The organism is Streptomyces sp. GESEQ-35, assembly GCF_017948485.1.
GTDB lineage: Bacteria > Actinomycetota > Actinomycetes > Streptomycetales > Streptomycetaceae > Streptomyces.
This window is the reverse complement of record NZ_JAFFSX010000057.1, coordinates 1-12,716: the sequence shown is the minus strand read 5'-3', so window position 1 is coordinate 12,716 and position 12,716 is coordinate 1. Positions and strand designations below refer to the sequence as shown.

The 12,716-nt window shown below is 68.7% G+C and carries 9 protein-coding genes; 3 read left to right on the top strand and 6 right to left on the bottom strand.

The window, feature by feature from the left end; genetic code table 11:
• Nucleotides 1-1,760, bottom strand: a 1,760-nt coding sequence (locus KCH87_RS48095; protein ID WP_308299094.1) for a beta-ketoacyl synthase N-terminal-like domain-containing protein, incomplete at its 3' end; no start/stop codon positions are given.
• A 350-nt stretch (nucleotides 1,761-2,110) separates the two neighbouring features.
• Here KCH87_RS48095 and KCH87_RS48090 point away from each other — a divergent pair.
• Both KCH87_RS48090 and KCH87_RS48085 read left to right on the top strand, forming a co-directional pair.
• Entirely contained in the window at nucleotides 2,111-4,924 is a 2,814-nt protein-coding gene (locus KCH87_RS48090) for a LuxR family transcriptional regulator (RefSeq protein WP_210594402.1), read from the top strand.
• Between the two features lie 220 nt (nucleotides 4,925-5,144).
• On the top strand, nucleotides 5,145-5,915 hold the full coding sequence (locus tag KCH87_RS48085; protein ID WP_210594401.1) for an AfsR/SARP family transcriptional regulator: 771 nt from the start codon (nucleotides 5,145-5,147) through the stop codon (nucleotides 5,913-5,915).
• 31 nt (nucleotides 5,916-5,946) lie between these two features.
• Here the strand turns inward: KCH87_RS48085 and KCH87_RS48080 are convergent, their stop codons facing one another.
• The 5 genes from KCH87_RS48080 to KCH87_RS48060 are packed head-to-tail and all read right to left on the bottom strand — an operon-like array spanning nucleotide 5,947 to nucleotide 11,533.
• Nucleotides 5,947-7,467: an FAD-dependent oxidoreductase gene (locus tag KCH87_RS48080; protein ID WP_210594400.1), complete on the bottom strand. Its 1,521-nt coding sequence runs from the start codon at nucleotides 7,465-7,467 to the stop codon at nucleotides 5,947-5,949.
• Nucleotides 7,464-8,339 carry a thioesterase II family protein gene (locus KCH87_RS48075; protein ID WP_210594399.1) on the bottom strand — a complete coding sequence of 292 codons (876 nt, stop codon included), beginning with the start codon at nucleotides 8,337-8,339 and terminating at the stop codon, nucleotides 7,464-7,466. Before KCH87_RS48075 ends, KCH87_RS48080 begins: the two co-directional genes overlap by 4 nt.
• On the bottom strand, nucleotides 8,336-8,563 hold the full coding sequence (locus KCH87_RS48070) for an acyl carrier protein (RefSeq protein ID WP_210594398.1): 228 nt from the start codon (nucleotides 8,561-8,563) through the stop codon (nucleotides 8,336-8,338). The genes KCH87_RS48075 and KCH87_RS48070 overlap by 4 nt, the downstream gene beginning before the upstream one ends.
• Complete coding sequence (locus KCH87_RS48065) at nucleotides 8,563-10,488, bottom strand: HAD family hydrolase (RefSeq protein WP_210594397.1); 1,926 nt, start codon at nucleotides 10,486-10,488, stop codon at nucleotides 8,563-8,565. The genes KCH87_RS48070 and KCH87_RS48065 overlap by 1 nt, the downstream gene beginning before the upstream one ends.
• A gap of 13 nt (nucleotides 10,489-10,501) precedes the next feature.
• A complete protein-coding gene (locus KCH87_RS48060) occupies nucleotides 10,502-11,533 on the bottom strand; it encodes a 3-oxoacyl-ACP synthase III family protein (RefSeq protein ID WP_210594396.1) in 1,032 nt (343 codons plus the stop codon).
• A 241-nt stretch (nucleotides 11,534-11,774) separates the two neighbouring features.
• Between KCH87_RS48060 and KCH87_RS48055 the strand changes: the two genes are divergently transcribed.
• On the top strand, nucleotides 11,775-12,716 hold a 942-nt coding region (locus KCH87_RS48055; RefSeq protein ID WP_210594395.1), incomplete at its 3' end, for a beta-ketoacyl synthase N-terminal-like domain-containing protein.

Sequence of the window (12,716 nt, the reverse complement as noted above, 5' to 3'; positions counted from 1 at the left end):
GTGAGCTGCTGGGCGAAGACCGGGGAGTGCTGGTAGAGGTGCGCGCCCATGCCGGCCCATTGTGAGCCCTGGCCGGGGAACACGAACACCGTTTTGCCGCCGAGTACGCTGCCGGTGACCAGGGCCGGGTGCGGCCGGTCCGCGGCCAGCGCCTCCAGCCCCGCCAGCAGGTCGCCGGCCGTCTCACCGACCACCGCGGCCCGCTCCTCGAACTGCGTACGCCCACGGGTGAGGGTACGGGCGACCGCGGCCGCATCCACGGCGTCCCCGGTCTCGCGGACGTGCGCGGCCAGCCGTTCGGCCTGCACCCGCAGCGCGGCGGGGGTCTTCGCCGACACCGGCCACACCACCGGCAGCAGACCAGAATCCTGTGATGGCGACTCGGCCTCCTGCACCGCCTCCTCGGCGGGTGCCTGCTCCAGAATCACGTGCGCGTTGGTGCCACCCATACCCCACGACGACACACCAGCGATCAGCGAGCGCTCAGGATGCGGCCAGGCGCCAGTTTCGGTCTGCACCCGCAGACGCAACTCGTCGAGCGGGATGTTCGGGTTGGGCGACTCGAAGTTGAGGCTCGGCGGCAGCGTCCGGTGCTTGATGCTGAGCGCCGTCTTGATCAGACCGGCGATTCCGGCGGCGCTCTCCAGGTGACCGATGTTGGTTTTGACGGAGCCGACGTGCAGAGGATCGTCTGCCTCGCGCTCGCTCCCGAGCGCGGCGCCGAGGGCCGCCGCTTCGACGGGGTCGCCGACGGGCGTGCCGGTCCCGTGGAGTTCGACGTACTGCACCTGATCGGCGGGCAACTGGGCGTCGGCGTAGGCCAGTCGCAGGACGCGCTCCTGGGCTGCGGCACGCGGTGTCGCGATACTCGAGCCGCCCCCGTCGTTGTTGACGGCGCTGCCGCGGATCACGCAGTGGATCGGATCACCGTCGGCCAGTGCTTGAGTGAGGGGTTTGAGGACGACCACGCCGCAACCCTCGCCGCGGATATAGCCGTTGGCCCGGGCGTCGAAGGTGTAGCACCGCCCGTCGGGGGAGAGGCCGCCGAGTTTGCCCGCCGTGACGGTGCTCTCGGGCACGAGGTTGAGGGTGATGCCGGCCGCGATGGCCAGGGAGGACTCCCCCCGGCGCAGGCTCTCGACGGCCAGGTGCACGGCTACGAGGCTGGAGGACTGCCCGCTGTCGACGGTGAGGCTGGGGCCGGTCAGGCCGAGGTGGTAGGAGATGCGGTTGGCGAGGACGCTGCGTTGGGTGCCGATGAGGCTGTGGCGCGTGATGGCCTCCAGCCCGTTGTCGCGCAGCAGGGTGGTGTAGTCGTCCCACATGGAGCCCACGAAGACGCCGGTCGCGGTGGCATCGAGGTTTCCGGGGACGGTCCGCGCGTTCTCCAGTGCTTCCCAAGCCAGTTCGAGCAGCATCCGCTGCTGGGGGTCCATGGCCTGGGCTTCACGAGGGCTGATGCCGAAGAAGGAGGCGTCGAACCCGCGGACGTCGGCGTCGTCGAGATAACCGCCACTCCGGGTGGTCACCTTGCCGGGAGTGGTGAACTCGGTGTCATGGAGTGCCTCGGCGTCCCAACGCGTGGGTGGCGTATGGGTGATGGCGCTCGTCCTGGAGCACAGCAACTGCCAGTAAGCGTCCAGGCCGCGCGCCTGAGGCAGTCGGCAGGACATGCCGATGACGGCGATCGCTCGCAGACGCGGGTCGAGGTTCGCCTCTGCGGCAGAGGTCGCGGGGAATCCGGGCACACTGGAGTTCACGCTCAACCGCCCTTGTCATGAGGAGGACTTGGCCGCCGCGTTCGGCTGCGGCGATCTTGGTTCGGCAGGTAACGTCGACTGACCTGAGCAGGGTCCGCCGGGGGGCCAAAGAGGGCCTTGGCGGGGCCTAAAGCCGGTGGGTGCCGTGGGGCCGGGGGTTCGATGGGCCTATGCGGAGGAATGAATTCCGAATTCCTCACCCATTGTGACCGTTGCCAGCCGCTCTGGTATGAACTTATCCAAGAGTTGTCAGCCTCTGACAGATTTTCGTGGTACGTTGCCTAGGACGTTCCGGGGCACCGGGTGCCGTCGTGGACGCGTCCATAGACTCGTATCGCGGAGGGGTGTTCATGAGGTTCATCGAACGCGACGCCGAAGTACGGACCTTGGCGGAGGTGTTCGTCGACTCGGAACGATGCTCCCGAAACCCGGTGGTGCTCATCGAGGGACCCGTTGGCTGCGGAAAAAGCCAGTTGCTTCACCTGGGGGTCGAACAGGCCACATGCTGCGGCGCCTTGGTGCTCGAAGCCTCAGGAGCGTACGAGGAACGCAGGCTTTCTTTCGGGATTATGCGTCAGTTGATGGAAGACGTGGACATTCCCGATGAGGCCGGTGGGCGGCTGCGGGAACTCGTGGACGCGGCCACGGAATACGCGACGAGTGGCCCCGAGGAATTCCACGTCGATGACGTGCGCTGGCCGCAGTTGATGCACAGCGTCTTCCTCTCTCTCGGTGAACTCGCCAAGACTCGGCCCGTTGTGATCGCTGTGGACGATCTGCATCACGTCGACGAAGTCTCTTTGCACTTCCTCAAGTACCTGGTGCGTCGTTCGCGCGGATCGCGTCTTTCTTTTCTGCTGACGATTCCCCTGCACCAAAAGCCACAGGACAGCCTGTTCGAGGCCGAGCTGCTGCGACAGCCTGCCTTCACTCGGTTGTCCTTGGGTCGTCTGAGCCGAGCCGGTGTGCAGCGCCTGGTGGGCGACCAGCCCGGAGCCGCGGCGTCGAGCCGCGCCGTGGACGAACTGTGCATGCTGAGCGGCGGGAACCCCCTGTTGGTGCGCGCCGCGGTCGAGGAGTGCCGCAGGGAGCGCACCGCGGCGCGCATCGACAGCCCCTTGCGGTTACGCCGAGGCGGTCCCTTCACTCAGGCCGTGCAGGCTTGCCTCGTGGTGAGCGGCCCCGAAGTCGCCGACACGGCCGCCGCGTTCGCCGTACTCGGACCCTCGGTGTCTGTCTCCCGGATCGGCCGGCTGCTGGGCATTGACCGGCACACCGCCGAACAGGGTGTCGCAGGTCTCCGTGCTGCCGGCCTCGTCACCGGCACCTCGTTCCGACACCCCGCCATCGAGAGGGCTGTACGAGAGGGCTTCGTGGCAGAGCGGCTCGCCGCTCTGCACGGGCGGGCCGCGGAACTCCTGCGCGACGAGGGTGAGGCCGTTCCCGTGGTCGCGGACCACCTCGTGGCCTGCGGCGGCGACGGGACCGCGTGGGGCCTCCAGGCGCTCGTGGAAGCCGCGGAGAGCGCGCTCGGCGTGGACCGGGCGGAGAAGGCCGTCTCCTATCTGGAAGCCGCGTTGGAGATGTGCGACGACGACGCGCGCCGCGCTGAGATCCAGGTCCGGCTCGCCGAAGTGGTCCACCGCGTCGACCCCTCGACGGCCGAACCGCTCCTTGACCAGGCACTCAGTACCGCGCGTCGGTACGAGCTGTCGGCGCTGTGTCTGGAGAGCCTGGCCCGCATGGTGCGTGCCCGAGGCTACGTTGCCGAGAGCACGTTCACCGTGCGGCGGCTGAGCGAGGCCGTGACCCGCGGCGAGGCCGGCCCGAAGGACGTGCGTGAACCGTCCGTCGTGGACCGCACGCACGGCTCCCTCTGGCGCCCGGGACCCCTGCGCGGCTCGCGGCCGACCATCGCCCTGGACGAGGCCGAGCGGGAGCTGTGGGTGAGCCTCGCGCACGGCGCGGCGGAGCCCGCGCTGCTGGCCACGACCGTGCTGTGGACCCTGCCGGGATGGGGGACCGGTGACGGGCCGGCGACCCGGGTTGCCGGGAGCTCCCTCAGCGCGCGTTCCCACATCAGCGACATGAGACTTCCCGGCATGCTGAACGTCGTCAAGGCCTTCGCTTTCGCCGACCGCACCGATGCGGCGGCCCGCTGGTGCGAGACCCTGAGTGACGAAGCCGGCTGGCGCCGTGCCCCCGGTTGGCGAGCTGCGGTGAGCGCCGTCCACGCCGAAGTACTACTGCTCCAGGGCCGGTTCGCCGAGGCCGACGAGAAGGCAGCCGAGGCCCTGGCCGATGTGCCCATTGGCACCGACAGCGCAGTTGTGGCCGGCCCCGTCGCCTGCCGCATCCTCGCGGCCACGGCCACCGGACGCTACGAGGACGCGGCCCGGCACCTGGGCCGCCGCCTGCCCGAACGCGTCCACCACACCGTCGACGGACTCGGCTACCTGCGTGCGCGTGGCCGCTACCTCCTCGCCATCGGGCACGCCCAGGCCGCCCTCGACGACTTCCTGCGCATAGGGCGCCGTACGGTTGCCTGGGACATCGACAAACCGGGGCTGATCCCCTGGCGGATCGACGCCGCGGAAGCGTGGCTGCGGCTCGGCGAGAACAACGAGGCCGAGCGCCTGATCACCGAGCAGGCCTCCGGCGTTGAGGTCAGCAACGCCCTGACCCGCGGCATGACGCTGCGTCTGCGCGCCTCGACGGCGGAGCCGCCCATGCAGCGCCGGCTGCTCACCCGCGCAGTGGGGGAGCTTCAGAAGTCAGGCAGCGTCTACGAATTGGCCAGGGCGCTTGCCGATCTGGGCCAGGCCCACCGCAGCACGGGCGACCGGAGCCTGAGCGAGTCCGTCTTGCAGCGCGCATCGCGGCTGGCGGAGGAGTGCGGAGCCGAGGAACTCTCCGAACAGCTCCGCGGCCCCAGCGTGTGCTTCGAGGGCGAGGGCGACGCCGAGTCGAAGCTCAGCGAGTCCGAACGGCGCGTCGCCGCGCTCGCCGCATTCGGCCACACCAATCGGGAGATCGCCGCACAACTGCATGTCACGGTAAGTACCGTTGAACAGCATCTGACGCGTGTCTATCGCAAACTCAACATCGCGCGCCGCCAGGATCTTCCACCGCAGCTCCGGATGCCTGTGAATCAGGTCGCCTGAATAATCGCCAATTTTTTGGTACGGTCACATCAAGGCCCCGGTATCCCTTCAGGATACCGGGGCCTTGATGTTGTTGATGCCTTGGAAACCTGACGGCAACCTTGTACAAGGGTTTTTTCTGGGGTTGTAGGGGGCGGGGTGGGGTTGGCTCACGCGTGCGTGCACGGCGACAATGAGACACACGACTGAGCACCTGAAGATCTCAAGATGGGGGAACGTCATGCGCTACGAGATCCTGGGGACACTCCGCATCATCGACGAAGGGCGCGTGGTCACCATTGGTGCCCGCAAAGTGGAGACCCTGCTCACGGCATTACTGGCCAGTTTCAACGAAACGGTCCCGTCCGGACGGCTTGTCTCAGAATTGTGGGGAAACAAAGCGCCCCGGCGGGCCAGCGCCGCACTGCACGTCTACATATCCCAGCTTCGCAAGACCCTCAAAAAGTCGAGGCCCGACATCAACCCGATAGTCACCACACCGCAGGGCTACATGCTGAGTCTGGCCGGGGATGAATTCGACGCACGTGAATTCCAGCTGCTCGTCGAGCTGGGACGGCGCCGGGCCCGCGAGGGGCAGCACGTCGAGGCCGTCGACGTGTTCGGCAGGGCGCTCGCCCTGTGGCGCGGGCCGGCCCTGCTGGACCTGTGCGACGGCCCGATCATCTACGGCTACGCGGCGCGACTCAACGAAGTCCGCCTGGAGTGCATCGAGTTGCTGGTCGAGTCCAGCCTCGAACTCGAACGCCACCGCGAGGTCATAGGACGGCTGTACTCCCTGATCACCGACCACCCGCTGCGCGAGGCCTTCTACCGCCACCTGATGATCGCCCTGTACCGATCGGACCGGCGGGCCGAGGCGCTCGCCGTCTACCAGAAGGCCAGGGACACCCTCCGCACCGAACTGGGGCTTGAGCCCTGCCAGTCCCTGCGCGACGTGCACCAGGCCGTGCTCACCGACACCAACCTGCTGGTCGGCGGGGCGAGGTTGTGACCCTCGCCCCGCCGACCGAGTAGAACCAAGCTCAGCCGGCCGGCCCGAACCACATGGTCAGGGCCTCGGTCAGGCCGTCGACAACGTCGTCGACGCCGACCCAGGCCACGAACCCGTCGGGCCGCACCAGAAGTGCCGTGGCGGAGACCCCTTCCACCGGCCCGGCCTCCACGACGGACACCCGCCCGCGCCAGTCCCTGGCGACAGTGGCGGCCGGCGAGTCCACGCCCGCCGACAAGTCGAACAGAACCCCGCGCGCCACGTGCAGGGGGTGCGGCTGCTCCGAGCCCGCGGCCCCGTCCTTCAGCAGTGGCTTCGGAACACGGGCACCCAGCAGCGGATGGGCCGTGTCGGCCGCGTCCTGCGCCCACAGCGGGTACCGGACGTTCGTCACCCGGGTCACGAAGTGCCGGTTGGCGTCGTCGAGTTCGATCAGCTCGCCGATCAGCCGGCGAAGCCCCGGTGAACGCTCCATGCTCTGCATGATCTCCAGCTGCGCCTGACCGTGCCCGCACGCACGCTCGCCCACGGGGTGCCGCTCGGCGCTGTAACTGTCGAGCAGCCCCTCCGGTGCCCAGCCATTGATGTCGGCGGCGAGCTTCCAGCCGAGGTTCACAGCGTCGTGGATCCCGGTGTTGTGACCGTGGTTGGCGTGTACGAAGTGCCGGTGCGCCGCGTCCCCGGCCAGAAACACGTTGCCCTTGCGGTAGTCCCGCGCGTGCAGGGTTGTACCGCCGTAGCGGTGCGCCCAGCGCAGCTCGTGGAACTTCATCTCCTCGCCGGTGACACGGCGGATGCTGCTCGTCAGCTCCTCCAGCGTCACCGGCGTGGCGGGATCGTCGGGCCGCGCGTCGAACTCGATCGACATGACCCGGATGATGTTCTCCTGGAACGGCCAGATGCAGAAGATGCCGCGGGCGTTGACGTCCGTGACGAACCCGGCCTCCGAGCCCTCCGGCAGCTTCACGTCACCGAAGATGCCGTAGTACGACACCGGGCTCTCGTCGCACTCGAACCCGACGAGCTCCCGGGTCGCGCTGAGCGGCCCGTCCGCGCCCACGAGACAGCGGCACTCGATCGTGTAGGTCGTGCCGCCGTCGCCACCCGTGCGCACCGTCACCGTGACGCCGCCGTCGTGCTGCTCCACACCGACGATTTCATGGCCGCGCCGCACTTCTACGCCGAGTTCGGCCGCACGCCGGGTAAGGACCTCCTGTTGGAGACGCTGCTCGATGATGACGGTGAAGTCGTCACCGGAGCGGGGCACGTCCAGCCACAGCATCGAGAAGTGCAGACGCGGCCAGGACTCGAACTCGCTGCCGAACTCGGAGAGAAGGCCGCGCTGTTCGAAGGCCTCGACGGCCCGCGGATGCACACCGAGGTTGTGGGAGTGGTCACCGATCACGGGCTCGCGCTCCAGAACGATCGTCGGCACACCGGCGAGCCCCAGCTCGTGCGCGAGCATCATGCCGGTCGGACCCCCGCCGGCGATCACCACCGTACGGTCCGGCGCGGTCGGCGAGTCCGGAACGATCGGCGTCTTCGCATTCATGGGGAGGTCCTTCCGGAAAGAGAACGGTGGTGGAGGGGCGCCCAGAGATTCAGGACACCCGACAGGCGGTCGAAGAACTCATCCATCCCCGCGTCGCGGGGGAAGAAGTGACCGCCCGGGATCTGGTGGACATCGCAGGACGCCGACGTCAGCTCGGCCCAGGCCCCTGCGTCCTCGGGGGTGACGAGGGGATCGTCGCGGCCGGTGAACACATGCAGGGGGCACGGCAGCGGATCGACGTCCTCGGGGCGATGGCTCACACACAGCGCCAAGTCGTCCCGGATGAGCGACAACGCCCACCGCAGCCACTCGGGATGGCACAGCAACTGCCGGGACAGACCGCCGATGCCGACAAGCCACTCCACGAGCTCGCCCTCGGACACATCCGGAACCTCTCGCAGCCGCTGCGGCCGGTGCGGCGCCGGATGAGCCCCCGCCAGCAGCGTCACCGGCGTCGAGCGGCCCTCGGCGGCACGGTGCCGGGCCAGCCGATAGGCGATCAGGGCTCCCATGCTGTGCCCGTACAGCGCGTACGGCTGCGTACCGGCCTGCGACAGATACGGATCCAGCGCCCGGTCGAGCTCGCGTACGAGGAGGTCCATCTCCCGAAAGCGCGGCTCGTGCACACGCCGCTCCCGGCCCGGCAACTGCACCGGAAGGACCTCCACATCCGACCCCAACTGCGCCTGCCAGCCACGGAACCAGGACGCGGCACCGCCGGCGTGATGCAGACAGAACAGCCGCAGCCGGGCCCCCTCCTCGGGCCGCACCGTCAGATAGGGGCTCAACTCCACCGGCACGGTGTCGCCGGAGCCCGACGAGACCGTGGAACCGGTGTCGACACCCGGCGGCGTCATGAACCGGGGGATCACGGCGTCACCGCCAGCTCGTACAGATCCAGCAGGCTCGTCGACTCAAGGGCTTCCGGCACTGCGATGCGCCGCTGCGTCTCCCGCTCGATCAGCACGAGCAGGGACAGCAGATGCACCGAGTCCCACTTCGGCAGCGCGTCGAACGGCGCACCGACAGTCTCCCGCGTCACCGGGATGCCCAGCTCACCGCTGACCAGCGACACGAACTCGTCCACACTCTGCATCAGTTGACTCCCTCATTGCCTTGACGGCTGTCGCCGAAGTGCTCGGTGAGAGCCACGTGCTCCGGCGGGTCGGCGATCACACCGAGGTCATGACGGAACGTCGCCCTGTCCTGGCCGGCTTCGAGCGGCACGAAGCCCGCCCGCTGGTAGAAGTCCGCCACTTTCCCGTTCTTCGCCGTACGCGCGTACGCCCCGGTCACCTCTCGCACGCCGCGGTGCTTCGCGTACCGCAGCACCGCCGACAGGCAGCTCTGCTCGATGCCGCGTGAGAACACCCGGCAGCTGAGCAGGAGGTTGTCCAGGACCGCGGAGTCGCCCTCGAAGCGGAGGAAGACGGCGCCTACGATGCCGTTGTCGCCGAACCGGTCGGAGGCGTGGACGGCCAGCGGCAGTCGCTCCGGATCAGCGCACCACGCGCGCACGTCCTCCGGCTGAAGACGGCGGCCCGTCATGTTGAACTGGTTGGTGCGCAGCGTGATCTGCGAGATCCGGGGCACATCCCGCTCCTCGACCGCGCTGAGCCGCACGGTGACGCCCAGCTCCCGCAGATAGTTCTCGATCGAGTCGAAGTCGTTGAGGAAATCCCGGCGCACCAGCTCCTCGCGATACCGGTCGGGGCGCTTGCGGTCCTCACCGGTCAGCTCCCGCACGGTGAACCAGCCGTCCTGCAGTAGCCGTTCCCCGTGCAGCGCCGGCTCCTCGTCGACGTCCACGACCGAGACCTCGGGCAGCTCCCGGCGCACCAGACCGCGCTCGTAAGGGCTGTCGTCCACGAAGACAAAGCTGTCGACCCCGATATTGAGATCGGCCGCAAGCTCGCGCAGATTCTCATGCTTCGGACGCCAGTTGGCCACGACCCGGACGAAGTCCTCCTCCCGCAGCGTCATCCCGGGATGACCGCGCAGCACGTCGCGCACCGGATCCAGGTCGTTCTTGCTCACCGCGGCGAGCAGCACACCCTGGGACGCGATCTGCCGCGCCAGCCGCTGGAACGCGCGGAACGCCTCGCCGCGATAGGTGTCGGCGACCTCGATGCCCTCCGGCCCGTCGTCACCCAGCACTCCGCCCCACACCGTGTTGTCCAGGTCCAGGACGAGGCACTTGCGCAGCCGACCCGTGAGCATGCGGGCCAGGTGCCCGACCTCCCGCGCGTACGAGCCCAGCGTCTCGGGCGACAGATGCACCTTCGCGTACAGGCTCAGCCGCGTGTCCGGAGCCGTCGGCCGCTCCCGTACGGCGTTGTCCACCGTCTCGAGATCCAGTACGACGAGCTGCGGATGGGCGTCGACCAGACGCAGTAGCCGGGCGTTCGCCTCCCGCCACAGCGCCCCCGCCCGCGCGCGCGACCTCAGGTCGACCAACTGGGCGGTGAGCGCGTGCGGCAGGGGCAGCGTGTTGAGAACGAGCGTGCCGCGGGCCGTGGCGCCGAACCGCGCCACCAGCCCCTCCAGCAGCCGGAGTTCGGCGTCCAGGACATCGGACAGGTCCTGCACGGTCCACGGGTTCGGCAGCTTGTCGAGCACCACCTGGGCATCCAGCAGGCACAGCGCGAGATCGGGATCGTAGGCGTACAGCTCGCTGGAGGAATCCGACAGGTCGAAGACGTAGCTGTCGAAGTCCGACAGCTTCGGCCGGGCCCACAGCCCGTGCCGCGCCAGTTGTGCGACCACCGCGGGTATCAGCGCGTTGAGCGTGCTGTGCCCGCTGATCGCGATCCGGACGGTCGGCAACTCGGGATGGGCCCGCCGCACCTGAGCGTCGTCGAGACCGGCGAGTAGGCGTCCGGCCCGCGGCAGTTCGTCCTCGCTCACCGAGGCCACCAGGCCGAGCGCCCGGGGAAGCTCGTCGACGAGCCGTTCTTCGGTGCTGAGTTTCTGGAACGCGGCGAACGCGTCAGTGGCTTCGGGGATTGCAGTCGTAGTCATCGGAGCAGACCTCTCAGACCTTCTCCAGGGCGTAACCGGCCTTGATCCACTTGCTCGACTCCACCGCTATGCCGATGGCGCGGTCGCCCGCGGCCATCTGCGGCATGAGCTGCTCCAGCTGGAAGAAGGGCAACGCGTTACCGGTGTTGGAGATCTCCGACACGCAACTGATCTGCTCCGCGCTCGGCACGTTCAGCTCCTCGACGATCCGGCCGGTCATCTTCACCGACAGCTGCGGCGGCAGCAGATAGTCGACATCGGTCTCGGACCAGCCCAGGTCGTCGAGCAGCTCCCGCAGGATCTCCGCCGACATCACCGGCACGGACTCCTCGATGGCCTTGTAGTCCTCGCTCACCGCCTGCCGCGCGGAATCCCGGTCGATCAGCCCGAACCAGTCCACCGTCTGCCCCGGCGGACGCCCGAGGCCGGTCAGCCGGTTCAGCAGCCCGCGCACCACGAGGCTCTCCGGCACGTCGTCCGTGGTCAGCACCGCGGCACCGGCCGCGTCCCCGAACAGCAGCAGGTTCACCAGCTCGTCCGGAGCCATCTTCTTCACGTCGACGGACAGGTCGTAGTGCTTGGCACACACCTCACCGCCGATGACGAGCGCGTGCCGCCGCCCCGACGTGAGCAGCATCTGCCGGCCGAGGTCCATCGCCTGGACCGCGCCCGTGCAGCCCGACTGGAGCTGGTACGTAGGCACCTCGTTGATCCCGAGGCGGTCCGCGATCATGTTCACCGTCGTCGGCATCAACTGGTCGGGCATGGCGGTGCCGAGCACCATCACATCCACGTCACCCGGCTCAAGTCCGGCGTTCTCCAGCGCCCGGCGCGCGGCCGCCTCACCCAGATCCGCGAGCGAGGAAACCACCTCCCCGCTCTCCAGGTCGACGGCGAGATGCCGGGTGCTCGCGCCGATGAAAGCCTCGATCCATTGCTCCCAGATCTCGTCCATGCCGAACCGCCGGGCCAGCGCGGCATTGTCGAGGAGCGGTCCGGGCAGGGCCGTACCGACCGAAAGAATTCGAGTGTCCGAGCCGTCCATCCGGTCCTCTCCCACAGCGGTGGTGACATACAGGTGTCACGGCAGCGGAGGCGCTGCCCGGCCCATCGTCCGGATCCGGTCTTAAGCCGACCTAAGAACCCACCGGGCTTTAGAACCTGCCAAGGGCTCCCTTAGCTGGCTCCGGGATGTTGCCAATGCCGCGGGTCCGTGCCACTACGGCGTCCCGTTCCTGACACTCCCGAGCTCCTGGCCCATGTCCGCCCCGAGGGAATGGCTGCAGATGGCGAACACGAACGAAGCAAAGCTCCGCGACTACCTCAAGCGCGTCACCGCTGAACTGCACCAGACGCGGGAGCGTCTGCGCTCGGCCGAGGACCGAGCGAAGGAGCCGATCGCGATTGTGGGTATGAGCTGTCGGCTGCCGGGCGGGGTGACCTCTCCCGAGGGCCTGTGGGAGCTGCTGACCGACGAGACGGACGCCATCTCGCCCTTCCCGACCGACCGCGGCTGGGACCTCGCCGCCCTCTACGACCCCGACCCCGACCACTCGGGCACCTGCTACGCCCGCAGCGGGGGCTTCCTCCAGGGCGCGGACGGCTTCGATGCGGGGTTCTTCGGGATCAGTCCGCGTGAGGCGCTGGCGACGGATCCGCAGCAGCGGCTGCTGCTGGAGGCGGTGTGGGAGGCGTTCGAGCACGCCGGCATCGACCCGACTTCGGTGCGCGGCAGCGACACGGGCGTCTTCGCGGGCGTCATGTACGACGACTACGGCGTGCGCTTGCAGTCGGCCGAACTCCCCGACGGCGTCGCCGGATACGTGGTCAACGGCAGCGCGGGAAGCGTCGCCTCCGGCCGGCTCTCTTACGTGTTCGGGCTTGAGGGTCCGGCGGTGACGGTGGACACGGCGTGCTCGTCATCCCTTGTCGCCCTGCACCTGGCAGCCCAGGCGCTGCGCAACGGCGAGTGCGGCCTCGCCCTCGCCGGCGGCGTCACCGTCATGGCGACGCCGAGCACACTTCAGGACTTCAGCCGCCAGCGGGGGCTCGCGCCCGATGGCCGGGTGAAGGCGTTCGCGGGCGCCGCCGATGGCACCGGGCTCGGGGAGGGCGTGGGTGTCCTGGTCTTGGAGCGGCTCTCCGACGCCCGGCGTAACGGGCACCGGGTGCTGGCGGTGGTGCGGGGTTCGGCCGTCAATCAGGACGGCACCAGCAGCCAGCTCACA

Excerpts from the sequence above, each read along its gene's own strand:
- KCH87_RS48090 (WP_210594402.1), top strand. The coding sequence starts at position 2,111 with ATGAGGTTCATCGAACGCGACGCCGAAGTACGGACCTTGGCGGAGGTG.
- KCH87_RS48085 (WP_210594401.1), top strand. The coding sequence starts at position 5,145 with ATGCGCTACGAGATCCTGGGGACACTCCGCATCATCGACGAAGGGCGC.
- KCH87_RS48080 (WP_210594400.1), bottom strand. The coding sequence starts at position 7,467 with ATGAATGCGAAGACGCCGATCGTTCCGGACTCGCCGACCGCGCCGGAC.
- KCH87_RS48070 (WP_210594398.1), bottom strand. The coding sequence starts at position 8,563 with ATGCAGAGTGTGGACGAGTTCGTGTCGCTGGTCAGCGGTGAGCTGGGC.
- KCH87_RS48065 (WP_210594397.1), bottom strand. The coding sequence starts at position 10,488 with ATGACTACGACTGCAATCCCCGAAGCCACTGACGCGTTCGCCGCGTTC.
- KCH87_RS48060 (WP_210594396.1), bottom strand. The coding sequence starts at position 11,533 with ATGGACGGCTCGGACACTCGAATTCTTTCGGTCGGTACGGCCCTGCCC.